We start from the raw sequence: 25,985 nt of genomic DNA, 5'->3' as shown, positions 1-25,985 counted from the left end.
GCGGCTCTACCATGGCGTGCGTGACAAGCGATCCGGACAGTGCGCGGCGACCATCGAGTGTGCGGGCGCACGGAGTGCAGCAGTGGTGGGCGTCCACCGTTCGTCCCTTACGGAGGGAGCTCCTGGATCTCTCCCCACGGCCGCTGCCGACTCTCCACCGGGCACGCAACCGGGTGGTGCGCCAGCTCCCGCTGGTCCTCGCGGGGCTGTTCACGCTCTACCTCGTCGTGCCGGGAGCGGACGTGGTCGCCGAGCGGCTGCGGATGCCGTGGCCGGTGCCGGTGCTGCTCGCCTGCCTCCAGGCGGCGTCCGTGCCGCTGAGCCTGGCCCGGCCGGTGGCCGCCTGGTGGCTGTCGCTGGTGGCCATGGTGCCGTTCCCGCTGCTGCTGGTGGCGCTGGGGGCCCCGCCCGCCAGGGACACGCCCTGGCCGTGGACGGAGCCGGGGTTCCTGGCGCACCTGGCCGTGACGCTGATCGTCGCCTGGCGGGTCAGCGCCCGGCTGTTCGTCACCCAGTGGCTGCTGACCCTGCTCGTGGGCGGAGCGCTCGCGGTGGTGCTGCGGCCCGAGGGAGCGGGGCAGGGGCTGTACGCCTTCGGGATACTGTCCGGCGTCGGGCTGTTGCTGCTGGCCGCCGTGCGCGGACGCAGGGAAGCCCAGCGGCAGCTGCGACGGCAGGAAAAGCTCACCGAGATCGAGCGGTTCCGCCGCACGCTGCTGGAGGAACGGGCCCGCATCGCACGGGAACTGCACGATGTCGTGGCGCACCACATGTCCGTCGTCGCCGTGCAGGCGGAGGCCGCGCCCTACCTCGTCGCCGATCCGCCGGAGGCGATGCGCGAGAGCTTCGGCAGCATCCGGCGCAATGCGCTGGCCGCCCTGACCGAACTCCGCCACGTGCTGGGCATGATGCGGTCCGACGACCCCGGTGCGCGCGCCGAGGACGGCAAGTATGTGCCGCAGCCGACCCTGGACGACCTCGGTGAGCTGGTCGGCAACGTACGGGCGGCCGGGCTGGCCGTCGAGACGGACATAGCCGGCACCCCGCGGGCCCTGCCCCCGCATGTGGAACTCTCGGCGTTCCGTATCACCCAGGAAGCGTTGAGCAATGTGCTGCGTCACGCACCGGGCGCACGGGTCCGGGTGGAGCTGACCTACGGGGAGGCGGAGCTCGGGGTGCAGGTGACCAACAGCCCGGTCGCCGCCACCGCGCGGCGTCAGAGCGGCAACGGACACGGTGTCCTCGGCATGCGGGAGCGGGCCTCCATGCTCGGCGGCACCCTGCATGTGGGGCGTATGAGGGACGGATGGTTCGAGGTACGGGCCGTGCTGCCCACCGGCCGGAGTGAGGACTCATGACGATTCGCGTGCTGATCGCCGACGACCAGGCGATGATCCGGGGGAGCTTCGCGGTCCTGCTCAACGCGCAGCCGGACATCGAGGTCGTGGGGGAGGCGGACAACGGCGCGGAGGCGGTCCGCCAGGTGGCCGAACACGCCCCGGACGTCGCGCTGATGGACATCCGGATGCCGGAGCTCGACGGCCTGGAGGCCACCCGCCGCATCACCGAAAGCGGCAGCCTCACCAAGATCCTCATGCTCACCACCTTCGATCTGGACGAGTACGTGTACGAGGCACTGCGCGCCGGGGCCAGCGGCTTCCTGCTCAAGACCTCCTCGGCCCACGAACTCGCCGCCGCCGTACGCACCATCGCCACCGGCGGTGCCCTGCTCGCCCCGACCGTCACCAAGCGCCTGATCGAGGAGTTCTCCAAGCGGGGCGCACCCCGCGCGCCCCGCCGGGACCGGGTGGCGGATCTGACCGAGCGGGAGACACAGGTGCTCTGCCTGATCGCCCAGGGACTGTCCAACGCCGAGCTCGCCGAGCAGCTGGTCATCGCCGAACAGACCGTGAAGACCCACGTCGGGCGCATCCTGGTCAAGCTGCAGCTGCGCGACCGTACCCAGGCGGCGGTGTACGCGTACGAAGCGGGGCTGGTGGTCGCCGGGGAGTGAACGCCCCGCCCGCGCGGCGCCGGGGCGCGACGCCTCCGGCGGGCCCCGCGGGGTCCCCGGCGGCGGCCGTCCGTCCCGCGCGCACCGCGCCGGGCGGGGCGATAACCCCGGGGTTCCGAAGCGATATCTCGCCAATAATGCGGCGTCCTAGCGTCGTTACCGGCCATTGCACAGATGCTGAAGAGCGTCCGGACGGACGTTCGCGATGGAAGGTAACGCGAGTGAAGGTTCGGCAGGACGGGCAGCACAGCCGGCCCGCACAGTGGCACACGACTGCCGACCCGGTGACGGACCGGGAATTCTGGCGGCGCGTGCTCGCCGAGGGCGGCCATACGCCCGTACCCCGGTGGTCCGGCGAGCACACCGCGCCGGGCGTCGTCGCCGAACACCGGACGGCCCTGCCGGCCGCGACCGCACAGGCGGTGCGGCGGCTGGCGGACGACCTCGCCACGGACCCCGGCACCGTACTCCTGGCCGCCTGCGCACGGGTGCTGGCGGCGCTGACCTCCGACTCCGCCGTCGTGGTCGGCTACCTGGGCGCCGACGGTCCAAAGCCGCAGGCGCTGCCCTGCCCGGTGCCGGTGGCCGACGGCCCGTGGCGGGACCTGCTGCACACCGCCGCCCGCGCCGCCGCGGCGGTGACCGGCCGGCCGGCCGCGGCCCTTGCGGAACTGCGCGCCGAGACCGCCGGCGCCCCCGCCCTCTTCGACACGCTCGTGGTCGCGGGCCGGGCCCCGCGCGCGGATGACCTGGCCCCCGAGACCGTGCTCGCGGTGGGCCTGGACACGACCGGTCCGCAGCCGGAACTCGTCCTCGGCCACCGCCCCCGCGCGCTCGACGCCGACCAGGCCGGTCGGATCTCCGGCTATCTGCTGGCCGCCCTGGACACGCTCACCCGCCGGCCCGAGGCCGACCACCACACCTGGAGCCCGGTCTCCGCAGCGGAGACGGCCCACCAGCTCGACGGGCTGGCCGGCCCCGAGCGCGAGCTGCCCGACCGCCGGGTCCACCAGCTCTTCGAGGAACAGGCCCGGCTGCGTCCGCAGGACATCGCCGCCGAACAGGGCGCACGCTCCTGGACCTACCGCGAGCTCAACGCCCGCGCCAACCGCATCGCCCACGCGCTGCGCGCCCGGGGCCTGCGCGACGAGAACGCCGTCGCCGTGGTCAGCGAGCGCAACCTGGAATGGCTCGCGGCCGTGCTCGGCGTCCTGAAGGCGGGCGGTGTCTACCTCCCGGTGGAGCCGCACTTCCCCGCGGGCCGGATCGCCGACATGCTCACCCGCAGCGAGTGCCGCCACGTACTCGCCGAACGCGACGCCTGCGCCGGGCTGCCCGAGGCGCTGCGCGCCGCCCCCGGCGCCGTCGCGCACCACCTCGACGACGTGCTCGCCGCTGACCACCCCGACACCGATCCCGGGCTGCCCGTCGCCGCCTCGCAGGGCGCGTACATCTACTTCACCTCCGGTTCCACCGGCAGGCCCAAGGGCGCGCTGTGCGAGCACGCGGGATTCCTCAACCACCTCCTCGCCAAGATCGAGGACTTCGGGGTCCGCGAGGGCGGGGTGGTGGCGCAGAGCGCTCCGCAGTGCTTCGACATCTCGCTGTGGCAGCTGGTCGCCGCCCTCGCCGTCGGCGGCCGCACCCGCATCATCGAGCAGGCCGCCGTCCTGGACGTGGCGCGCTTCGTCGAGACGCTGGAGCGCGCCCGCGTCGAGGTCGTCCAGGTGGTCCCCTCCTACCTGGAGGTGGTGCTGACCGAACTGGAGCGCCACCCCCGCGAACTGCCCCACCTGCGCTGCGTCTCGGCGACCGGCGAGGCCTTGAAGAAGGACCTGGTGGCACGCTGGTTCGCCGCCTTCCCCGACGTCGCACTGGCCAACGCCTACGGCCTGACCGAGACCTCCGACGACACCAACCACGAAGTGATGCGCGCCGTGCCCGAGCAGGCGTCGGTGCCGCTGGGCCGTCCGATCGCCGGCGTGCGGATCTACGTCGTCGACGAACTGCTGCGTCCGGTGCCGCTCGGCTCGTCCGGCGAGATCGTCTTCTCCGGCGTCTGCGTGGGCCGCGGCTATGTCAACGACGAGGAGCGCACCCGCGCCGCGTTCGTCCCCGACCCGTACCGGCCCGGCGCCCGGATGTACCGCTCCGGCGACTTCGGCCGCTGGCTGCCGGACGGGCGGCTGGAGTTCCTGGGCCGCCGCGACGCCCAGGTGAAGATCAGCGGCTTCCGTATCGAGATCGGCGAGGTGGAGAACCAGCTGCTGCGGGTGTCCGGGGTGCGCGACAGCGCCGTCGTCATCACCGGCGAGGGCGAGCACAAGCAGCTGGTGGCCTTCTACTCCGCCGCCCAGGAGCTGCCCGCGCAGACCGTCGGCAAGGAGCTGGGCGCCGCCCTGCCCGCGTACATGGTCCCCGGCCGCATCCACTACCTGCCCGTCCTGCCGCTCACCTCCAACGGCAAGATCGACCGCAAGGCGCTGACCCGTACGGCGGACGAACTCGGCGCAGCGGAAGGGGAGTTCCAGCCACCCCGCACGGACCACGAGCGCAAGCTCGCCGCACTGTGGGCGGCCGCCCTCAAGCTCCCCGCCGACACCATCGGCCGGGACACCCACTTCTTCGAGGCCGGCGGCACGTCGCTGGCCATGCTGCGGCTCGCGGTCGCCCTGGACCGCACGGTGACCCCCGCGGAGCTGATGAACCGGCCGGTGCTCGCCGACCTCGCCGCCCTGCTGGACGAGCGGGCCGCCGAGGCCGCCCCGGCCGTCTGACGCCGGCGGGCGCCCGCCCCTCCCCGACCGCCCCGGCGGCCGGACCCACCTCCTCCTCCTCCTCCTCCTGCGTACCGGCCGGCCCGCCCGTACGCCGCCAGACCGCCCAGAAAGGCAACCCGATGACGGTCACGACCGACGGCACCACGGCCGGCGCGGCACTCCCCGACGGCCGCGAGCCGACCCTCGACGCGGGGCGCACCCCCCTGCTGGAGGTCCCCGGCGCGGACTTCGAGACGCTGTCCGGCCCGGCGGTCAGGGACCTGGTCGCCCGGCACGGCGCCCTGCTCGTACGGGGCCTCGGCCTGAAGGCCCCCGCGGACCTGGCGCGGGCCGCGCGGTGGCTCGGTGTGACGGCGATGACCGAGCGCGAGGGCTTCACCAGCCGCACCGACCACGGCGACGGCGTCTACTCCGCCTCCCAGTGGCCGGCCGACGAACCGATGTGTATGCACCACGAGTTGAGCTACGCCGTCGAGGTGCCCTCGCTCGCCCTCTTCGGCTGCCTGACCGCGCCCGCCGCCGGCGGCGCCACCGCGGTCGCCGACGCCCGGACGCTGCTGCGCACCCTGCCCGCCGGCCTCGTCGAGCGCTTCGAGCGCGAGGGCTGGCTGCTGGACCGCGACTACCGCGAGGTGGGCGTCAGCCGGCTCGAAGCCTTCGGCTCCGAGGACCGGGCCGAGGCGGACGCATACTGCGCGGGACACGCCATCGCGCACGAGTGGCTGGCGGACGGCGCGCTGCGCACCCGCCAGCGGCGTGCCGCGGTGGTGGCCCACCCCGTCACCGGCGAGCGCCTGTGGTTCAACCAGATCGCCTTCCTCAACGAGCTGACCCTGGACCCGGCCGTCCGGGAGTACCTGACCTCCTTCTACGGCCCGGGCGCGCTGCCCTTCAACACCCGCTTCGGCGACGGCGAGGCCATCACCGAGGACGTCATCGAGACCATCAACGCCGCCTACACCGCGGCCACGTCACGGGAACCCTGGCAGACCGGCGACCTGCTGGTCGTCGACAACCTGCGGATGGCGCACAGCCGCGAGGCGTACCAGGGCGACCGCGAGGTCGTGGCGCTCTTCGGTGACCCGGTGCGCCTCACCGGCCACGTACGCACCGACGTACCCGCCCGCCCCACGGCCGTCTGACCGTCCACCCCGCACTTCTCCACGGAGTTCTTCATGTCCCAGCAGCACCCGGCGCCCTCCTTCGCGGTGATACCCGGCTCACAGGTCAGCCAGGTTCTCGACGGCCGCGGCCAGGAGGTGGTGGACCTGATCGAGACCGCCTACCGCCTGCACGGTGAGGGCGACACCGTCAACCCGCCCTCGTACTTCCTGCGCTTCCCCGAGAAGCCCTCCTCGCGCATCATCGCGCTGCCCGCCTCCATCGGCGGCCGGGTGCGCACCGACGGAGTGAAGTGGATCTCCAGCTTCCCGGAGAACGTGGCGGCCGGCATCCCCCGGGCGTCCGCCGTCCTCATCCTCAACGACCACGAGACCGGCTACCCGTTCGCCTGCCTGGAGAGCTCCATCATCAGCGCGGTGCGCACCGCCGCCTCCGCCGCGCTGGCCGCCGACCGGATCGGCGCCACCCGCACCCGCCCGGCCCGGATCGGCTTCTTCGGCGTCGGCCTCATCGCCCGCTTCATCCACCGACTGCTGCGCGAGACCGGCTGGACCTTCGACGAGGTCGGCGTGCACGACCTGTCCGCCGAGCACGCGGGCGGTTTCACCGCGTACCTCGACCAGTCCGGCGAAACCGGCAGCATCACCGTCCACGACACCCCCGAGGACCTGATCCGCTCCTCGGACCTGGTCGTCTTCGCCACCATCGCCGGCACCCCGCACGTCACCGACCCGGGCCTGTTCGCCCACAACCCGCTGGTGCTGCACGTCTCGTTGCGCGACCTCGCGCCCGAGGTCGTGCTGACCGGCACCAACATCGTCGACGACGTCGAGCACTGCCTGAAGGCCAACACCTCTCTCCACCTGGCCGAACAGCAGCTGGGCCACCGCGACTTCGTGCACGGCACGCTCCACGACGTGCTGACCGGGAAGCTGCGCCCGGCCGCCGACCGCCCGGTGTTCTTCTCCCCCTTCGGCCTGGGCGTCCTTGATCTCGCACTCGGCAAGCACGTCTACGACGCGGTCCGCGCCCTGGGGCAGCTGAACGTCGTCGACGACTTCTTCCATGAGATGCAGCGCTACGGCTGACGCAGTCCACCGCATCAACGTCCGGCCAGGCAGGGAGGTCTCGTGCCGATCATTTCGGCCCCCCACGAGTTCAACGAGGAAGACCTGTACGTCGACCTCGACGCGGTGCTCGGCATCCCGCTGCACCTGAAGTGCGAGGGGTTCAACTTCACCGGCTCCGTCAAGCAGAAGGCCGCCGTCGCCATGGTGGAGGCGGCGGAGGAGTCGGGGGCGCTCACCCCCGGATCGATCCTGGTGGAGTCCTCCTCCGGGAATCTGGGCGTCGCCCTCAGCGTCATCGCGGCCAGCAAGGGATACGGCCTTGTCTGTGTCACCGACTCGCGCTGCAACCTCGCCTCCAAGCGGCTGATGGAGGCCTTCGGCGCCGTGGTGCACACCGTCACCGAGCCGGCGCACGAGGGCGGATTCCTGGCCGCGCGCATCGCACACGTCCAGGCGCTGTGCGAGCAGGACGAGCGGTACGTCTGGCTCAACCAGTACACCAACCACGCCAACTGGCAGGCCCACCACCGCCACACCGCGCCCGCCGTCGCCCGCAGCCACCCCGGCCTGGACGTCCTGTTCGTCGGCGCCGGCACCACCGGAACGCTGATGGGCTGCGCCCGCTGGTTCAAGGAGCACCGCCCCGCCGTCCGCGTGGTCGCCGTGGACAGCGTCGGCTCGGTCACCTTCGGCCACCCGCCGGCGCCCCGCATGATCCCCGGCCTGGGCACCGGAGTGCGGCCGCCGCTGCTGGACGAGTCCTTCATCGACGACGTGGTGATGGTGCCCGAGCCCGACACCCTCCGCATGTGCCACCGGCTCGCCGCCCGCGGCTTCCTGTTCGGCGGCTCCACCGGAACGGTGGTCAGCGGTGCCGCCCGCTGGCTGGCCCGGCATGCCGGCGGCGAGCGGCGCGAAGCCGTGGCGATCGCTCCCGACCTGGGGGAGCGCTACCTGGACACCGTCTATCTCACCAACTGGGCGCAGGGCGTCTACGGCCCCGGCGTGCTCGATGCCGAGGCCGTCGCCGACGCCGGGCCCGCATCCCTCCCCTTGACCTCGCTGTCCTAGCCGGGCCGCCCGCCCCGCGACAGCCGAGCACCACAAGAACCCGGAAAGAGGCGCACGACAATGAGCACCAACCCGTTCGAGGACAACGACGCCCGCTACCTCGCCCTCATCAACGACGAGGGCCAGTACTCCCTGTGGCCCGTCTTCGCCGATGTGCCGGCCGGCTGGCGCGCCGCCCGCGAGGAGGGCAGCCGCGAGGAAATCCTCGCCTTCATCTCCGAGCAGTGGACCGACATGCGCCCGCTGAGCCTGGTCCGCGCCATGGAGGGCACCGGCTGACCGCGCCACGCCGCCGCCGGCCCGCGACGGCAGCCGTCAGGGCCCGTACACATACACGTTCCACCAGAAGGTGAAGCTCGATGACTGTGGTACTGGAGACCGGCGCACAGGCGACGGTCGTGACGATAGCGGGCGACGACGCCACGCAGACCGATGTGGTCGCCCGACGGCTGCGCGGGGCCGCGGACGGCAAGGTCGACAGCCACGAGTGGGTCGCCGCCGCCCGCAGGGAGTGGAACGAGCTGCCCTCCGGGCTGCGCGCCCCGCTGGGCGAGTTCCGCAGGGACTCCGGCCCCAGCGGCGTCCTGCTGATCCGCGGCCTGCCCGTGGGCGGCGCGACCCTGCCCGCCACCCCGTCCACCGCCCACTCGGTGCAGCAGGAGGCCAGCATCTCCGCGGCGGTCCTGATGATGGTCGCCTGCGGACTCGGCGACCCCGCGGCGTTCCGCCCGGAGAAGACCGGCGCGCTGGTCCAGGACGTGGTCCCGGTCCCCGGCAAGGAGGACTTCCAGGGCAACGCCGGCTCGGTCCTGCTGACCTTCCACACCGAGAACGCCTTCCACCCGCACCGGCCCGACTACGTCATGCTGCTGTGCCTGCGCGCCGACCACGAGAGGGTCGCCGGACTGCGCACCGCGGGCATCCGGGCGGCACTGCCACTGCTGAGCGAGCAGACCCAGGAGGTCCTGCGCAGCGCGGAGTTCCGTACCGCCCCGCCGCCGTCCTTCGGCGGTTCGGACGGCGGGCACACCGAGCCGCAGCCGGTCCTGACCGGCGCGCCCGACGACCCCGACCTGTGCGTCGACTTCGCCGCCACCGAACCGCTCACCCCGCGAGCGGCCCAGGCGATGGCCGAACTCCAGGACGCGTTCGACCGGACCTCCCTGAGCACCGTGCTCGCCCCCGGCGACCTGGCGATCGTCGACAACCGCATCACCACGCACGGCCGTTCGGCCTTCATCCCGCGCTACGACGGCAAGGACCGCTGGCTGCAGCGCACCTTCGTCCTCAACGACCTGCGCCGCTCCCGCGGCCTGCGGGTGCAGGACGGCTACGTCCTCGACTGAGCAGCCGCCCGGCACCGCCCGCCGCCTGCCGCCCGCCGCGAGCGGCAGGCGGCGGGCGGCCGGCGTGAACCACTACGGAAAGAACCAGGACCTCATGACTCCTGCCATCCTGATCGAGGATCTGGCCAAGAGCTACGGCGGCAAGCCGGTGGTCAGGGGGGTGAGCCTCGAGGTGCCCGCCGGCCATGTGCTCGGACTGCTCGGCCCCAATGGTGCGGGCAAGACCACCACGGTCAAAATGGTCTCCACCCTGATCAAGCCCGACAGCGGGCGGGCCCTGGTGTGCGGCCACGATGTGGTGCGCCAGGCCCGCGAGGTCCGCGCGCTGATCGGGCTCACCGGCCAGTACGCCTCGGTGGACGAGGACATCTCCGGCCGGGAGAACCTCTACGTCATCTCCCGGCTGTTCAACCTCCCCCGCCGCACCGCCAGGGCGCGGGCCGACGAGATGCTGGAGCGCTTCGGCCTCACCGAGGCCGGCACGCGGCCCGTCGGCGGCTACTCCGGCGGCATGCGCCGCCGCCTCGACCTGGCCGCCAGCTTGGTGGGCGACCCCCGGGTGCTGTGCCTGGACGAGCCGACCACCGGACTCGACCCGCACAGCCGCAACGCCCTGTGGGCCGAGGTACGCCGGCTGGCCGGCCAGGGCACCACGGTGCTGCTCACCACCCAGTACATGGAGGAGGCCGAGGCGCTGGCCGACTCGCTGGTCGTCATCGACCGCGGCCAGGTCATCGCCCGCGGCCGGACCGAGGAGCTGCGCTCGCGCCTGGGCGGCCAGGTGCTGTGCGTCCGGCCCGAGCAGGTGGGGGACGCGGCCGCGCTGCGGCGGGCCCTGGAGATCCAGGGGCACCCCACCGCCGCGCCCGACGAGGAGACCGGGCAGATCCGGCTGCCGCTGTCCGGCGACGGCGCCCAGCTGAGCGAGGTCGTCAAGGCGGTGGGGCAGACCGGTATCCCGCTCTCCGGGCTGACGGTGCACATGCCCAGCCTGGACGAGGTATTCCTGACGCTGACCGGGGCCGGCCGGGCCCCGCGGGCGCAGGCCGGAGCACTGGCGGCGAGGAGCGCGGCATGAGTTCACCGACCATCGCCCGGGGCATCGCGACACGGGCCGCCCAGGGGCGGGGAATGCGCCCGCTGGTACGCCACTCACTGGCGCTCGCCCGCCGCAACCTGCGCAAGGCGGCGGCCAGTCCGGGCCAGATCATCGACGCCACCCTGATGCCGGTGACGCTGTCGCTGGTCTTCATCTACGGCTTCGGCGGCGCGATCGCCGGAGACAGCGCGCAGTACCGTCAGTACCTGATGCCCGGCATCATGGCGCTGACCCTCACCACCACCTGCCGTACCTCGGGCATCGCCCTGAACATGGACTTCGCCAGCGGGGTGATGGACCGCTACCGGTCGATGCCGGTGGCCCGCTCGGCGGTGCTCATCGGCCGTATCCTCGCCGACGCGGTCCGCGTCCTGGCCGGCCTGCTGATGGTCCTGGCCTTCGGCTTCCTGATCGGCTTCCGGGTGCACACCTCCGTCGCCGCCACGGTCGCCGCGGTCGGTGTGCTGCTGCTGTACGGGGTCGCCCTGTGCCTGCTGCAGGCGTTCATCGGCCTGGCCGCACGGGGGATGGAGACCGTGCAGAGCGTGAGCACGCTGGCGATGGTGCCGCTGCAGTTCGGCAGTTCCATCTTCGTCGCCCCGGACACCATGCCGTCCTGGCTCCGGGTCTTCGTCGAGAACAACCCGATGACCATGGTCGTGGACGCCGCCCGCAATCTGCTGGTCGGCGGCCCGGTCGCCCACTCGGCGACGATGGCCGTGGCGTGGAGCGCCGGATTCATCGCGGTCTTCACACCGCTGTGCGTGGCGAAGTACCGGACGCGCGCCTGACGGTGACGTGCTGCCAAGGGCCGGTGGAAGGGGCATCAGCCGCCTTCCACCGGCCCTTGCCGGATGCGGCTCAGACGGCCTGGACGCTGCGGATGTAGAAGAGCATCCCCCAGCTCTCGCTGGCCCGGTACGTCGCGCCCGGCTCGACCACGGCGTCCGCCGTCCCCTGGCAGTCGGTGCCGACGAAGACCTTGACCTTGCGGTCGGTCTTGTTGGTGACCAGGAGCCGGCCGTCGTTGTACCCGTTGGAGACGTTGTAGCACTTGCCGTTCTCCGGGTTGGAGACGTTCCGTTCGCCCTTGTACATATGGACGTCTATGACGCCGGTCGCCGCCTGCGCGGCGCCGCTGCCCGCGAGCAGCGCGGCCGCGGACAGGGCGGCAAGGACGGGAGCGCGGAAGAGATTCTTGCGCATGGGTTTTCCTTCGGCTGATCGGTCGGCTTGAGCACTCGGGAATCCGAGACCGCTCGCCACCGTAGTCAGCACCGTTATTTCCACGTTATTTCGCGATTGTCGCCAAGTCGCCCCATTGGTAGGTGAGTTGGCATGACGCAGTGGGGGAGGCGGGGCGGGGAGAGCCCGGTCGGGCCCGGGGGAGGAGACCCGTTCCGGGGAAGGGGCTACTGCCGCCACCGGCCCCTGAGGAAAGCCCCCGTCATACCTGAGAGCTACCCGTGCAGTGAGCTCTTGAGGGTGACGCGCGAAGAGGGCGCGCGAAATACCGTCTTGACCGTCAACGAAGTGAGCAGGAAGGCGGGTCTCGTGCGAGCATCCGTGGTGCGCCGCGCGTTCGCGGTGTGCGTCGCCGCCGGCGCGATGGTCTTCTCCGTCGCCGCTGCCTCCGGCTCGGCGGCCGGCGGTATGCCCGCCCCGCCGCGGCTGCCCGCCGTCCGGGCGGACACCCTGGCCGCGCGGTACCAGGCGAACCACGACTTCATCGAGCGGTCCGAGCGCGCCGCGCGCCGGATGGGCGACAGCTCCAGGGCCGGGCATCTGGCTCAACTCGCCGCGCACGGACGGACGTTCCTCTCCTTCGCCACCCGCGACGACGGCCTGGCCGTGGAGGTGCTGGGCGACCTGGCGCATGCGGACCGGGTGGTCGTGGTGGTGCCCGGTTCGGACACCACCATCGACACCTTCGATGAGCTGGGCACCCGCCAGGCCGCGCTGGCCGGCGGGGCCCGTGCGGTGCGGGCGGAGATGCGACGGCTCGCGCCGGACACCGATGTCGCCGTGGTGGGCTGGCTCGGCTACCACGCCCCGCGCACCCTCAGCCGGGATGTGGTCACCACCGCCCGCGCCCGGGCGGGCGGCAGCCAACTGCGCGCGTTCCTCGGGGAATTGAAGAAGGTCAACCCAGCCGCGCCGGTCACCCTCCTGTGCCACTCCTACGGCTCGGCGGTCTGCGGCAGTGCCGTCGCGAGCCCGGCGAACGCGGCCGCCCCGATGGACAACCTCGCCGGGATCGCCGTCGTCGGCAGCCCCGGTACGGGCCTTCGGTCCGTCTCCGACCTGGCCGTGCGGGTGCCGGTGTGGGCGGGCCGGGGCGCGCAGGACTGGATCGCCGGTGTGCCGCACACCAGCGTCAGCGTCCCCGGCGCGACGATCGGGTTCGGTACGGACCCGGTCAGCCGCACCTTCGGGGCCCGTGCCTTCGACGCGGGCCCAGGCGGCCACAGCGACTACTTCAAGCCCGGCGGTCTCGCCGTGCGCAACCTCGCGATGATCGGTCTCGGCCGCGGTGCGGAGGTGTCCCATGGCTGACCTCCGGACGCGCGCCACGGTGCGACCGGCTCCACGGACGCAGCCGGCCACCGACGCCAAACCGGCCACCGACGCCAAACCGGCCACCGACGCCAAACCGGCCACCGTCACCAAACCGGCCACCGCCCCCGCCCGTACGTCCCCGGCCCGCACGGCCCTCGACCGGCTGCACGCGGCGGTCCTGCGGATCGACGCGGCCACCCCGGACGGGCGGGACCGGGCCCTCGACGTGCTGCGGGTCCTGGCGGTCACCGGTGTGGTGCTGGGGCACTGGCTGGTCAGCGCGGTGGCACTGCGCGCGGACGGCCATCTGCTGGGCGACAGCCCGCTGGCCCATATGCCCGGGCTGACCCCGCTGTCGTGGGTACTCCAGCCGCTGGCGGTCTTCTTCCTCGTCGGCGGGCGGGTCGCGGCCCAGGGCTACGACTCCGCGCGGGCGCGCGGTGTCGGCTACGGTGCCTGGCTGCGGCAGCGGCTGCGCCGGCTGGCCGGACCGGTGGGCGCCCTGCTGGGGATGTGGCTGCTGGTGCTGGCCGGACTGGTTGTGGCCGATACCGCCCACGAGACGATCCACACCCTCCTCAACCTCGTGCTCTCCCCGCTCTGGTTCCTGCTGGTCTTCGCCCTGCTGACGGCCCTCACCCCGCTGGTGCGCCGGGCGGGCGCGACGGCGGCGGTCCTGGGCGGCGGCTATGTGGCGGCGACGGACGGCGCCCGGATGGCGTTCGGCGACGTCGGCTGGGTCGACGCGGCCCGTCAAGGCAACGTCCTCGCGGGCTGGTTGGTCCCCTTCGCCCTGGGCGCGGCCTGGGCCGCGGGCGGCTTCGCCCGGCGCCGGTCCGCCGTCGTGCTGCTGGCCGCCGGTGCCGTGAGCACGGCAGGGCTGGTCCTGTGGTGCGGCTACCCCGCGAGCATGGTCGGCGTCCCCGGTTCGCAGATCTCCAACCTCAACCCCCTCACCCTGGCCGCCGTCACCTTCGGTCTGGCCCAGTGCGGTGCCGCGATGCTGCTGTGCGGTCCGCTGCGGCGTCTGGTGGGAAGGCCCTCACCCCTGGCCTCGCCCGCGGTGCCGGGGAAGGAACTGCGGGCCCGTCCGGGGCAATTCGCCTGGGCAGGAGTGACCGTGATAAACCTTTCGGCGATCACGATCTTTCTCTGGCATCAGACGGCCATGCTCACGGTCACGGTGACCTCCCTCGCAACGGGGCGGCCGTTGTTCGGATTGCACACCAATCCCGATCACCCGCTGTGGGCGCTGGCCCGCATCGGCTGGGTACCGGTATTCGCGATCGTGCTCGTGGTGCTGTGCATCGCTTTCCGGGAGACGGAGAACACGTCCCGGACCGGGCGCGGGCGTACCGCTCGCACGCCATCGGGCCGGCCCGTCTGAACGTCACGGAAGCGGCCGGAGTGGCCCTTCCGGTATCCCTTGGAGGAGCAATGGAAGCACTCTCTCTCGATTCGCTGCGCACCCTGTACACCAAGTACGAGGCCGACTTGCGGAAGGTCAAGGACGCCCAGCGCAGTCTCCTGAGGGAGCGCGGCAAGGCCATGAAGGCTCAGCTGGACGACGTGGAGGCGGAGATCTCCTACATGCGGCTGCGGGAGCTGCGGCCCGCGAAGGTGGTGGAGATCGGCACCTTCTACGGCTGGTCCACCATCTGGCAGCTGAGCGCGCTGCGCGACAACGGCACCGGCCATCTGTACTCGTTCGACATCGTGGACCACGTGGTGCGCAACGTGCCGGGTGAACTGACCGGCCAGTGGACCTTCACCAAGGGCGATGTCCGCGAGAACCTGGACAGCGTTCCGCAGGATGTCGACTACCTCTTCATCGACGCCGACCACGGTGCGCGCTTCGCCCGCTGGTACATAGAGAACCTGTTCCCGGCCGTGCCCGGCGGCACGCCCACCAGCGTGCACGACGTCTACCACGGGCGCCGTCCCAAGCCGTTCAGCGAGGGCTCCGTCATCGTCAAGTGGCTGGCGGAGAACAACGTGGAGTTCTTCACGCCGTCCCCGGCCAAGTCCCCGGCGGAGTACGCGGAGATAGCCGAGATCAAGAAGGGCCTCGGGCTGGACGAGCCGGTGCGCGACAGCCGGCACAACCCCATGATCTTCTTCGACCTGCCCAGCCTGTAACCCCCTGGTCCACCTCCCTGCGGCGCCCATCCCCCGCGCCCCGCGCCGCCCGTGCGGCGCGGGGCGGGGCGCCGCCCTCCCGGAGGCGCACAGAGGTTTCCGGCCACTACGGCCGTACCGAGGGACGGAGACGTCAAGAAAGAGTCAACCTCCGGTCAGATCCGGACAGATCTGCCGCGCGCCACAACCATCCCATACCGGGCCCCGGCGTCGACCGGCGACGATTCGCGTGGTGACGACCACTGTGTACCTGGCGGAATGTGTGTTCCGTTTTACCCGCCTAAAGGTGGGATCAGCGAAACATTTCGGCCACTCCCGCGATCTTGGCGCAGATTCTGCTCTAAGGTGACTCGGCCGTACGTTCGGTGCGGCTGGAGGCATGGGGGGTATGCCGTGGGGGAGCGGTCACAGGCTGACTGGGTTGCATTTACCTTGCTGGGGTCGCTGTCGGCGAGAGTCGGCGACCAGGCCGTCGCCATCGGAGGGCCCCGGCAGCGGGTCATCGTGGCCGCACTGGCCCTGGCCTGGGGACGAGTGGTATCCGTCGACGCGCTGATCGACGCGGTCTGGGGCGATGAGCCGCCGGCCTCGGCACGCACCCAAGTGGCCATCTGCGTGGGCGCCCTGCGCAAGGCGTTCAGGGCCGCCGGGCATCAGGCCCCGGTGATCGTGACCGCCCACCCCGGATACCGCCTGAACACCGAGTGCAGCTCCCTCGACGTCCGCGAGTTCGAGAAGCTGGTGGCCGAAGGGGGCGACAGGGTCCGCAAAGGCGCTCTGGAGGACGCCAGCCGGCTCTACCAGCAGGCCCTGGACCTCTGGAGCGGCCGGCCGCTGATCGGTGTGGGCGGGCAGCTCGCCGAGGACGCGGAGACGCGCCTGGAGGCCAAGCGGCTGGCGGCGTACGAGGCATGGACCGGCGTCGAACTCGAACTCGGCCGTCACCAAGAACTCATCCCGGTGCTGTCCGCCGTGGTGAACGACTACCCCCAGCACGAACAGTTCCGGCACAACCTGATGCTGGCCCAGTTCCGGTCCGGGCGGCGGGTCGAGGCCGCCGAGGGCTTCCGCGTCTGGCGGAACGAGCTCGTCGAGGAGCTGGGCCTGGAGCCGAGCCTGTCGATCCAGCAGCTGCACCACGCCATCCTGCGCGACGAGCCGGGACCGGACCGTCCCGAGGAGACCGAGCGCCCGGCGGCGGCACCGGCCGCCCGGACCGTACCGGCCGAACTCCCGCCGGACGTGCCCGCCTTCACCGGCCGGGAGGCGGAGCTGCGGCGGCTGGACGCCCTGCTGGCCGACGACGCGCCCGGGACGGCGCCGGCCACCGGCTTCGTCACGGGTATGGCCGGTGCCGGCAAGACCAGCCTCGTGGTGCACTGGGCGCACCGCGTCGCCGCGCGCTTCCCCGACGGGCAGCTCCATGTGGACGTCTCCGCACACGAGCGGGGGCCGGGTCCCGCCACCGCGCACGCCGTGCTCGGGCGCCTGCTGCGGTCCCTGGGCCTGCCCGGCGAACAGATCCCCGACGACCCCGGGGAACGGATCTCGCTCCACCGCACGCTGCTCGCCGAGCGCCGCGTCCTGGTGCTGCTGGACAACGTCCGCACCGTCGACCAGGTCCAGTCGCTGCTGCCCGGCAGCGGCCGCAGCCGTGTCGTGGTGACCAGCAGGGAGCAGCAGGAGCACATGGCGGCGCTCCACGGCATGCTCCACATCCCCCTCGGCCTGATGCCCGCCCAGGAGGCGTCCGCGCTGGTCCGCCGGATCGCGGGCGAGGCGCGCGGGGCCGCCGACCTCGCGGCCGTGGACACCCTGTGCGCCCTGTGCGACGGCCTGCCCCTGGCGCTGCGGATCGCCGCCACCCGCCTGGCCGCCAAGCCGCACTGGTCCGTCCGCCACCTGGTCGACCGCCTCGCCGAGGAGCCGCGGCGGCTGGACGAACTCAGCGCGGGCGGCCTGGAGATGCGCTCCGTCTTCGCCGCCACCTACCGCGCCCTGCCCGTGGACCTGGCCCGGATGTTCCGCAGGCTGTCCCTGCTGGACGTGCCGGACTTCGCCGCCTGGGTCGGTGGCGCCCTGCTCGACCTGCCCACCACCGAGGCCGAAAAGCTCATCGAGCAGCTGGTAGATATCAACCTGCTCACCGTCGTCGGTATCGACGACGCCGGCGCCGTCCGCTACGGCTTCCACAGCCTGCTGAAGCTGTACGCGCGGGAGCGGGCGCGGGCGGAGGAGCCGGAGCGGGAGCGGCGGGCGGCCCGTGAGCGTGCCTGGCAGGGCTGGCTCACCCTCGCCGACGAGGCGCACCGGCGGGAGTTCGGCGACGGCTTCACCGTGCTGGTCGGTACCACCCCGCGCCGCCCCCTCGAACCGGCCCTGGCCAGGGGGCTGCTGGAGTCCCCGCTCGCCTGGTTCGACGCCGAGCGGGCCTCGGTGGTCGCCGTGGTACGGCAGCTCTCCCGGCTCGGCGCGGACGAACTCGCCTGGGAACTGGTGATGTCCACCGCGGCACTCTTCGAGGCCCGGAACGCCTGCGACGACTGGCGGGCGGTCACCGAGAGCGCGCTGGTGGCCGTGCGGCGGGCCGGGAACCGCCGCGGTGAGGCGGCCATGACCCTGGAGCTGGCCTCGGTGGAGATGCGCCGGCACCGCTACGATCGCGCCAAGAACCTGCTCAGGACCGCGTTCCGCCTCTTCACCGACCTCGGCGAGACCTACGGCCGGGCGCTGGCCCTGTGCGGGATGGCCGCGCTCGACCGGGTCGGGGACGACCTGCTCCCCGCAGTGGGCCGCCCCGGGCAGCCGCCTGCCGCGCTCGGCACGGGGGAGGCCCGTGGGGCCGCCGGGCTGGTCGACAGTGCTTCCGCCCTGCTGCTCCAGTCCCTGGCGATCGCCTGACGGGCCGGCGCCGTCGCACCGTTCGCCCACGGGGGCGGCCCGTCGTGGGGCCGCCCCCTGCCACGCCCCGGTGACCTCAAGCGAGCGAGGAAACCGCACCGGCCGCTCCTCCGGTGCGCGCGGCGGCCCCCGGCGCCCGTCCGATCCGCGGCGCGACAATCCGCGCGATCTGCTCGGCGGGGCCCGGATCCATCATCTGGGCGTGCTCGCAGTCCACCTCGACGATCTCCATCCGGCCCGCCAGGAACTCCTCCCACGCCTCGGGGACCACGGCCTCCAGGCGCTTGCGGGTGGCAAGCACCAGCAGCAGGTCCGCGCGCAGCACATCCGGCCGCCGCTCCGCCGCCAGGTAGGCGTTGTTGATGCTGATCTCCAGTGCGGCGGCCCGGTGTCCGGGGCCCAGGTAGCGCAGCTCGCTGCTGCCCTCCCCGTACCACTCGACGATCTGGGCACGCATGTGGTCCGCGGTCGGCTCCTCGGGTGCACCCTCCGGAACGCCGTAGATCTTGCCGTACCCCTCGTACATCTGGGCGAGGATCTCCTCGCGCGTCCCGGTCCCCTGGCTGCCGGGCTCGGGCGGCGAGGTGTCCAGCACCGCCAGCAGCCCGATCTCCTGCCCGTCCGCCTCCAGCGCGGTGGCCACGGCCTGCGCCATGATGCCTCCCAGCGACCAGCCCAGCAGGTGGTACGGGCCCTCGGGCTGTACCGCGCGGATCTGCCGGGCGTAGTCCGCGGCCAGCTCGTCCATGGAAGCGGGCAGCGGCTCCGTCCCGTCCAGGCCCCTGGCCTGCACCGCGTACACCGGGTGATCGGCGCTGAGGGCGCTCAGCAGCGTCGAGTAGCGCCAGCTGAGGCCGGCGATGGGGTGGACGCAGAACAGCGGGGCCGCGCTGCCGGAGGTGCGCAGCGGCAGGATCACCTCGAAGGCGCCGCCGCCGTCACCGTCGAGCTGTTCGCACAGCCGGGCCGGTGTGGGCGCGGCGAAGATGTCCCGCAGTTCCAGCGGGCGGCCCAGGGCCTGCCCGAGCCGGTGCGTCAGCCGGGTGGCGAGCAGGGAGTGCCCACCGAGCTCGAAGAAGCTGTCGTCCACGCCGACCCGCTCCACGCCGAGCACGTCGCCGAACAGCCGGCAGACCAGCTCCTCCTGCGGTGTGCGCGGCGGCCGGTACGCGCCGGTGGCGGGCTGCGCGGGCGCGGGCAGCGCCCGGTGGTCCAGCTTGGCGTTGGGGGTCAGCGGCCACTCGTCCACGATGACGAAGGCGCCCGGCACCATATAGGCGGGCAGCTGCTCGGCGACCTCGGAGCGCAGCGCGCGCACCGCCAACTCCCCTTGCTCACGAGCGGGTTCGACGTAGGCCACGAGCCGCTGGTCGCCGGGACGGTCCTCGCGGACCATCACCACGGCCCGCTCGACCCCGGCGCAGGCCGCGACCACGGCCTCCACCTCGCCCAGCTCCACACGGAATCCGCGGACCTTGACCTGGGTGTCGGCGCGGCCGCGGAACTGCAGCTGCCCGTCGGCGTTCCATGCCGCCAGGTCGCCGGTGCGGTACATCCGGGCGCCCGGCGCGCCGTACGGATCGGCGACGAAGCGCTCCGCGGTCATGCCGGGACGGTCCAGGTAGCCGCGCGCCAGCCCGCCGCCGGAGAGGTACAACTCGCCCTCGACGCCCGCCGGTACCGGCCGCAGCGCCTTGTCCAGGACGTACATCCGGTTGCCGTCGATGGGCCGGCCGATGACCGACGCCGCGGCCGCGTCGGGGACCAGACGCCGCGCGAAGCTCACGTCACAGGTGCCCTCGGTGGGGCCGTACGCGTTGACCAGCAGCCGGTCGCGGCCCCAGAACCCGGCCAGCTCGGGGGAGAGCGGTTCCGCGCCGGTGATCACGGTGTGCAGCTCGGGAAGCTCGGTCCGCGGCACCTGCGCCAGCGCCGAGGGGACGATGAGCAGGTGGGTGACCCGCCGCTCGGCGAGGAACGCGGCGAGCCGCGGTCCGGCCGGGGTGTCGGCGGGGACGACCAGGCACGCGCCGGACAGCAGGGCCAGGCAGAACTCCGCCACCGACACATCGAAGCTGGGCGAGGCGCACTGCAGCACCCGGCTCTCGGGCCGCACCCCGTAGTGGGCCAGCTGATGGGCGGCCAGCGCGCCGATCCCGGTATGGCTGACCACCACGCCCTTGGGGCGGCCGGTGGAGCCCGAGGTGAAGATGACATAGGCGGGGTGGGCGACCCGCAGCGGGGCCCGGCGGTCGGCGTCCTCCAGGTCCGCCCCGGGCAGCGCGGCCCGTTCGGCGGCGGTGGCCGCCTCGTCGACCAGCAGCACGTCGAGGCCCCCGGGCTGCGGCAGCCGGCCCGCCAGCTCCGTGGTGGTCAGCAGCAGCGCGGGCGCACTGTCCGCCAGCATCGCCGCCAGCCGCTCGGCCGGATAGTCCGGGTCCAGCGGCAGATAGCCCGCCCCGGCCTTCATGACGGCGAGCATGCCCTCCAGCATCTGTGCCGAGCGGGGCAGCGCCACCGCGACATAGCTCTCGGGGCCGGCGCCCCGGGCGACCAGCTGCCGGGCCAGGCGGTTGGCCCGCTCGTTGAGCTCGGCGTAGGTCACGGTGGTGTCCGCGGACTCCACCGCGGGCCGCCCGGGGGTGCGCCGCACCTGCGCCTCGAAGAGCTCGGGGAAGGTGCCCACCGGTGCCGTCGCGCCCGCGGCGGGCCCGTCGCTCTGCAGCAGCGCCCGCCGCTCGCCGGCGGAGAGGATCTCCAGCGCGGAGACCGGGGTGCCGGGGTCGGCGGTGGCGCTCTCCAGCAGCCTGCACAGCCGGTCGGCCAGCAGCTGTACGGTGTGCGGCTCGAACAGCTCGGCGGCGTACTCCACGAGGCCGTCGATGCCGGCCGGCGCGCCCTCCCCGGTGTGGTTCTCGCCCATGTTGAAGGCGAGGTCCACCCGGGCGTTGCCGGTCGCCTCGCCCTCGAAGGAGACCCGCACCCCGGGCAGGTCCAGCGAGCCGCGCTCGTTGTTCTGGAAGACCAGGGTGACCTGGGTGAGCGGGGCGTGCGAGAGGGAGCGCCCGGGGTTCACGGCCTCCACGATCCGCTCGAAGGGCAGGTCCTGGTGGGCGTAGGCGCCCAGGTCCGTCTCCCGCACCCGGGCGAGCAGTTCGCGGAAGGCCGGGTCGCCGGACACGTCCGTACGCAGGACCAGGGTGTTGACGAAGAACCCGATGAGGTCGTCCAGCGCCTCGTCGGTGCGCCCCGCCAGCACCGCGCCGATCGGGATGTCGCTGCCCGCGCCCAGCCGCGTCAGCAGCGCGGCCAGCGCCGCCTGGACGACCATGAACACGGTGACGTCCGACTGCCGGGCCAGCTCGGTGATCCGGGTGTGCAGGGCGGCGTCCAGGGTGAAGCGCACGGTGGCACCGCGCCGGCCGGCCACCGCCGGACGCGGGTGGTCCAGGGGCAGCTGGAGAAGTTCCGGCACACCCGACAACTTCTCGGTCCAGTAGCCGAGTTGGCGCGCGGCCACGCTGTCGGGGACCGACTCGGCGCCCAGCAGTTCCCGCTGCCACAGCGCGTAGTCCGCGTACTGCACCGGCAGCGGCTCCCACCGCGGGGCCCGGCCTGCTGTACGGGACCGGTAGGCGGCGGACAGGTCGCGGACCAGGGGGGCCAGCGACCAGCCGTCGCTGGCGATGTGGTGGGTGAGCAGATACAGCACGTGCTCACGCTCGGACACCCGGAAGAGCGTGGCCCGCACAGGCGCCTCGGTGGCCAGATCGAAGGCATGGCCCGCCGCCCCGTCCAGCGCGTCCGGCAGGTCCCCCTCACCCGCCAGCTCGACGCACTCCAGCCGGATGTCCGCCTCCTGGGGGCTCATGACGACCTGGCACGGCCCGCCCGCGAACTCGGCGAAGCGGGTGCGCAGCACCTCGTGCCGCTCCACCAGGTCCGCGAGCGCGGCGGCCAGCGCGGCCCGGTCCAGATCGCCGGAGAGCCGCAGCGGCAGCGGGTTGTTGTACGTCACACCGGGCCCGCCCAGCCGGAAGGCGAACCACAGGCCGCGCTGGGCGTAGGACATCGGCACCAGCTCGGGACGCTCCACCGCCACCAGCGGCGGCCGGGCCGTACCCGCCTGCGCCAGCTGCGCGGCCAGCCCGGCCACCGTCGGCGCCTCGAAGACCGCACGCACCGACAGCTCCACCCCGAAGGCGGCCCGTACCTGGCTCAGCAGCCGGATCGCGGTGAGCGACTGGCCGCCCAGCGCGAAGAAGCTCTCGTCCACCGAGGGGCAGGGCTGCCCCAGCACCTTCTCGAACAGCCCGCAGAGGATTTCCTCCACCGGCGTCTGCGGGGCCCTGGCACCCGGCCCGGCCGGGGTGTGGTCCCCGGGGTCCGTCCCGTCGGCCGCTCCGGTGCCGTCCTCGGCGGCCGACGCGGTGGCACGACGGAACGACGACGGCAGGGTGAACTCCACATCCCCGGCGCTGCCGTCCGGAGCGGCCACGACGGCCTTCAGCACATCGGCGAGCGCGGTGAGCACCGCCTCCGCCTCGTCCTCGTCGATCAGGTCAGGCTGGTACTCCAGCTCGATCACCAGCCGCCGCCCGGCCAGCCCCGCGATGACCCGCAGCGGGTAGTGCGCGGCGTCGTGGCCGCCGGCCACCTCGACCCCGACCCCCGCGTAGGACGGGCGGGCCGCCTCGTCGTCCGGGTAGTTCTCGAACACCATGAAGGTGTCGAAGAGGTCGCCGTGCCCGGCCATCCGCTGCAGGCGGCCCAGCCCCAGGTGGTGGTGCGGCAGCAGCGCCGCCTGCTCGTGGCGCAGCCGGTCGATGTTCTTGAGCACCGACTCCGCGGGCTCCAGGCGCACCCGCACCGGAATGGTGTTGATGAACATCCCGACCATCGTCGCGATGCCGGGGATCTCCGGCGGGCGGCCGGAGACCAGGGTGCCGAACACCATGTCGTCCCGGCCGGTGAGCCGGCCCAGCACCATGGCCCAGGCACCCTGGACCAGATGATTGACGGTCAGCCCGCGGTCGCGCACCAGCGTTTCCAGGGCCGTGCCGAACTCGGCGGACAGCGAGGTCGTCACCCGCGCCGGCATGCCCGGCACCCGAGACGGGTCGGCGGGGAACACCAGCGTCGGCCCCGCCAGCCCTGCCAGGGAGTCCCGCCAGGCCCGCTCCGCCTCCGCGTCGTCCTTCTGCGCCAGCCAGCTGAAGTAGCTGCGGTGCGGTACGGGCCGGGGCAGCGCCGCGTCGTCGCCCCCGCCCTCGTACAGCGTGAACAGCTCACGGATCAGCACGGGGGTGGACCAGCCGTCCAGCAGCATGTGGTGGCTGGTCATCACCAGCCGGTGCCGCCCGGCGCCCAGCCGCACCAGGGTGAAGCGCATCAGCGGCGGCCGGCTGAGCGGGAAACGGCGCATCCGGTCGGCGGCGAGCAGTTCCGTCAGACGCGCCTCGGCCTCCGCGCCGTCAGTGCCCGAGAGGTCGGCCTCCTCCCACGCCAGCGGCACCTCGCGGTGGATGACCTGCATCGCCTGCCCGTTCTGCCGCTGCCGGAAGCCGGCGCGGAGGTTGGGGTGGCGGCGGATCAGGGCCGCGGCGGCGGTCTTGAGGACGTCCGGCCGCAGCGGGCCGTCCAGATCGAGGACCATCTGGGTGTTGTAGACGTCCACCGCGTCATCGTCGTAGAGGGAGTGAAAGAACATTCCCTCCTGGAGCGGGGTCAGCGGCAGCACGTCTTCGAGCGCGGGCCGGTTCATCAGAGCATCCTCAGTTCTGCTTCGAGTTCGTCGATCTCAGCCTGGGAAAGACCGAGGGAGAGATCGGAAGGGCTGTGGCCACCGGCACCGGCCCCCCGGGCATGGGCGGTCAGGGCGTCCAGGGCGGAGAACCACAGCTCGGCCAGCTCCCGGACGTCCTCCTCCGGCAGGAGGTGGCCGGCCCAGGTCCAGGTGGCCCGCAGCCGCGGGCCGTCGGCCAGGTCTTCGGTGAGCGCGTTGAGTTCGACGGGATGCGCCAGCGGCATCCCGCCGTCCCACGGCGCGGGGGAGGGCAGTCCGCTGACCATCGTCCACGGCCGGCCCTCACCGGCCGCCCCGTCCGTCGCCTCGAACCGCCCGAGGTAGTTGAACCCCAGCTGCGGAGCGGGATGCGCGGAGAGCACGGGGCCGAGGCGCGGATTGAGGTAGCGCAGCATGCCGTGGCCGACGCCGTTGCCGGGCAGCGCCCGCAGCTGCTCCTTGACCAGCTTGAGGGAGGCACCGACTGCCGGGCCGCCCGCCCGCACCTCGGCCCAGTCGGCTGCCGCCAGGGGCAGCCGCACCGGGTAGAGACTGGTGAACCAGCCCACCGTGCCCGACAGGTCGGCACCCGGCACGATGTCCTCGCGCCCGTGCCCCTCCAGGTCCACCAGCACCTCGTCCGCCGCCTCGCCGCGGCGCCCCCGCCATTCGCGCACCGCCAGGGCGAACGCGCTCAACAGCACATCGCCGACGTTTGCGTGGAACGCCGCCGGAACGTCCGTCAGCAGCGGCTCGGCGCGCTCGCGCGGCAGGCTCAGCTCCAGCATCCGCACCGTCTCCGCGGTGTCCCGACGGGGATCCAACTGCCGTGCGCCCAATGGCGCTTCGCACGCCGCGAAGCCGTCAGCGCCACCGGTGGCGGCCCGCGTCCACACGTCCAGCCCGGCCTCCCACGCAGGCTCCTGCGCGGCCTCGGCGAGCCGCCGCGCCCACGCCCGGAAGGAGGTGGCCACCGGCGCGAACGCCGGGGCGCGCCCGGCGGCCGCCGCCTCCCAGGCCTCGCCCAGATCCGGCACCAGGATGCGCCAGGACACCCCGTCCACGGCAAGGTGGTGCGCCACGATCTGCAGCAGCCCCGGCGCCCGGGACCCGGCGTCGTACCAGACCAGCTGGACCACCGAGCCGCCCTCCGGGGACAGCCGCAGCCGCGCCTGCTCGCCCTCGTCGGCCATGGCGGCGTCCCGCGCCCGCGGCGACAGCCCGGCGATGTCCACCCGGCGCAGCACCGCACCCGCGGCCACCGCTCCGCGCTCCGCCACGGCCGGCTGCCAGGAACCGTCCTCGGCGGTCGTCATGCGCAGCCGCAGGATGTCGTGGTGGTCCAGCCAGCTCTGCACCGAGGTGGTCAGCCGCTCCAGGTCCACACCGGCCGGAACACGCACCGTGGCCGACTGGTTGAAGCCCGCCACCGGGCCGTCCAGCTCACGCAGCCAGTGCATGATCGGAGTCATCGGGAAGGTGCCCACGCCGTCGTCCGCCGTGGCCCACGACCCGGTGACCTCGGTGGCCACGGCGGCCAGCTCGGCGACCGTACGGTGCTGGAAGACCTGCTGCACCGTCAGCGTCAGCCCCTCCTCCCGGGCCTGGGACACCACCCGCATCGAGCTGATGCTGTCTCCCCCCAGCTCGAAGAAGCTGTCGTCGATGGTGACCGCGTCGAGGCCGAGGACGGCGGCGTAGATACCGGTCAGGGCCTCTTCGCGGGGAGTGCGGGGAGCACGTCCGGCGGTGCCGGAGCCGGTGAAGGCGGGCGCGGGCAGCGCCTTGCGGTCGATCTTGCCGTTGGGGGTCAGGGGCCAGCGGTCGAGGACGACGATGGCGGCCGGGACCATGTAGTCCGGCAGGCTCGCGGCGAGGTGGGCGCGGAGGCCGGCGGGGTCGGGGGCGGGCGCGTCAGCGGTGACGTAACCGATCAGCCGCGCCCCGGCCGGACCGTCCTGACGCACCATCAGCAGAGCGTCGGTGACGCCGGTGGCCTGGGTCAGGGTGGTTTCGATTTCGCCGAGTTCGATGCGGAAGCCGCGGATTTTGACTTGGTTGTCGGTGCGGCCGAGGTATTCGAGGGTGTGGTGGGTGGT

17 protein-coding genes are annotated in these 25,985 nt (G+C 73.0%); 14 read left to right on the top strand and 3 right to left on the bottom strand.

Going from position 1 to position 25,985, the window contains the following annotated elements:
- Positions 1-20 precede the first annotated feature (20 nt).
- The 10 genes from ABZ851_RS28560 to ABZ851_RS28515 all read left to right on the top strand — a co-directional run bounded on the left by ABZ851_RS28560 (position 21) and on the right by ABZ851_RS28515 (position 11,293).
- The gene (locus ABZ851_RS28560) at positions 21-1,358 is read left to right on the top strand and encodes a histidine kinase (protein WP_361133304.1); all 1,338 of its coding nucleotides are present in this window, start codon (positions 21-23) and stop codon (positions 1,356-1,358) included.
- On the top strand, positions 1,355-2,014 hold the full coding sequence (locus ABZ851_RS28555) for a response regulator transcription factor (RefSeq protein ID WP_361133301.1): 660 nt from the start codon (positions 1,355-1,357) through the stop codon (positions 2,012-2,014). The genes ABZ851_RS28560 and ABZ851_RS28555 overlap by 4 nt, the downstream gene beginning before the upstream one ends.
- A gap of 221 nt (positions 2,015-2,235) precedes the next feature.
- Positions 2,236-4,791 (top strand): amino acid adenylation domain-containing protein, encoded by a 2,556-nt coding sequence (locus ABZ851_RS28550; protein WP_361133298.1) that lies wholly within the window; start codon positions 2,236-2,238, stop codon positions 4,789-4,791.
- 122 nt (positions 4,792-4,913) lie between these two features.
- Positions 4,914-5,936 (top strand): TauD/TfdA family dioxygenase, encoded by a 1,023-nt coding sequence (locus ABZ851_RS28545; protein ID WP_361133295.1) that lies wholly within the window; start codon positions 4,914-4,916, stop codon positions 5,934-5,936.
- Positions 5,937-5,969: 33 nt separating this feature from the next.
- Complete coding sequence (gene sbnB / locus ABZ851_RS28540) at positions 5,970-7,004, top strand: 2,3-diaminopropionate biosynthesis protein SbnB (RefSeq protein ID WP_361133292.1); 1,035 nt, start codon at positions 5,970-5,972, stop codon at positions 7,002-7,004.
- Between the two features lie 42 nt (positions 7,005-7,046).
- Positions 7,047-8,057, top strand: coding sequence for a 2,3-diaminopropionate biosynthesis protein SbnA (gene sbnA, locus ABZ851_RS28535; RefSeq protein WP_361133289.1), 1,011 nt, complete (start codon positions 7,047-7,049; stop codon positions 8,055-8,057).
- Between the two features lie 60 nt (positions 8,058-8,117).
- Entirely contained in the window at positions 8,118-8,336 is a 219-nt protein-coding gene (locus tag ABZ851_RS28530; RefSeq protein WP_088800672.1) for an MbtH family protein, read from the top strand.
- 80 nt (positions 8,337-8,416) lie between these two features.
- On the top strand, positions 8,417-9,403 hold the full coding sequence (locus ABZ851_RS28525) for a clavaminate synthase family protein (protein ID WP_361133286.1): 987 nt from the start codon (positions 8,417-8,419) through the stop codon (positions 9,401-9,403).
- A 94-nt stretch (positions 9,404-9,497) separates the two neighbouring features.
- Complete coding sequence (locus tag ABZ851_RS28520; RefSeq protein WP_361133283.1) at positions 9,498-10,481, top strand: ATP-binding cassette domain-containing protein; 984 nt, start codon at positions 9,498-9,500, stop codon at positions 10,479-10,481.
- Positions 10,478-11,293: an ABC transporter permease gene (locus ABZ851_RS28515; protein ID WP_361133280.1), complete on the top strand. Its 816-nt coding sequence runs from the start codon at positions 10,478-10,480 to the stop codon at positions 11,291-11,293. Before ABZ851_RS28520 ends, ABZ851_RS28515 begins: the two co-directional genes overlap by 4 nt.
- A gap of 70 nt (positions 11,294-11,363) precedes the next feature.
- On the opposite strand, the gene ABZ851_RS28510 is transcribed toward ABZ851_RS28515, so the two are convergent.
- A complete protein-coding gene (locus ABZ851_RS28510) occupies positions 11,364-11,708 on the bottom strand; it encodes a hypothetical protein (RefSeq protein WP_361133277.1) in 345 nt (114 codons plus the stop codon).
- A 348-nt stretch (positions 11,709-12,056) separates the two neighbouring features.
- Between ABZ851_RS28510 and ABZ851_RS28505 the strand changes: the two genes are divergently transcribed.
- From ABZ851_RS28505 to ABZ851_RS28490, 4 genes are all read left to right on the top strand, one after another.
- On the top strand, positions 12,057-13,058 hold the full coding sequence (locus ABZ851_RS28505; RefSeq protein WP_361133274.1) for an alpha/beta hydrolase: 1,002 nt from the start codon (positions 12,057-12,059) through the stop codon (positions 13,056-13,058).
- Positions 13,051-14,448 carry an acyltransferase family protein gene (locus ABZ851_RS28500; RefSeq protein ID WP_361133271.1) on the top strand — a complete coding sequence of 466 codons (1,398 nt, stop codon included), beginning with the start codon at positions 13,051-13,053 and terminating at the stop codon, positions 14,446-14,448. The genes ABZ851_RS28505 and ABZ851_RS28500 overlap by 8 nt, the downstream gene beginning before the upstream one ends.
- Positions 14,449-14,498: 50 nt before the next feature.
- Positions 14,499-15,200, top strand: coding sequence for a class I SAM-dependent methyltransferase (locus tag ABZ851_RS28495; RefSeq protein WP_311623245.1), 702 nt, complete (start codon positions 14,499-14,501; stop codon positions 15,198-15,200).
- A 432-nt stretch (positions 15,201-15,632) separates the two neighbouring features.
- Entirely contained in the window at positions 15,633-18,101 is a 2,469-nt protein-coding gene (locus ABZ851_RS28490) for a BTAD domain-containing putative transcriptional regulator (RefSeq protein WP_361133268.1), read from the top strand.
- Positions 18,102-18,177: 76 nt separating this feature from the next.
- Here the strand turns inward: ABZ851_RS28490 and ABZ851_RS28485 are convergent, their stop codons facing one another.
- Both ABZ851_RS28485 and ABZ851_RS28480 read right to left on the bottom strand, forming a co-directional pair.
- Positions 18,178-23,865: an amino acid adenylation domain-containing protein gene (locus ABZ851_RS28485; protein ID WP_361133265.1), complete on the bottom strand. Its 5,688-nt coding sequence runs from the start codon at positions 23,863-23,865 to the stop codon at positions 18,178-18,180.
- A partial coding sequence (locus ABZ851_RS28480) for a condensation domain-containing protein (RefSeq protein WP_361133262.1) occupies positions 23,865-25,985 on the bottom strand: 2,121 nt, incomplete at its 5' end. The genes ABZ851_RS28485 and ABZ851_RS28480, both read right to left, overlap by 1 nt.

It is taken from the genome of Streptomyces sp. NPDC047049, assembly GCF_040643995.1.
In the GTDB taxonomy this organism is placed as follows: Bacteria; Actinomycetota; Actinomycetes; order Streptomycetales; family Streptomycetaceae; genus Streptomyces; species Streptomyces mooreae.
This window is presented reverse-complemented; position numbering and strand designations above follow the sequence as displayed.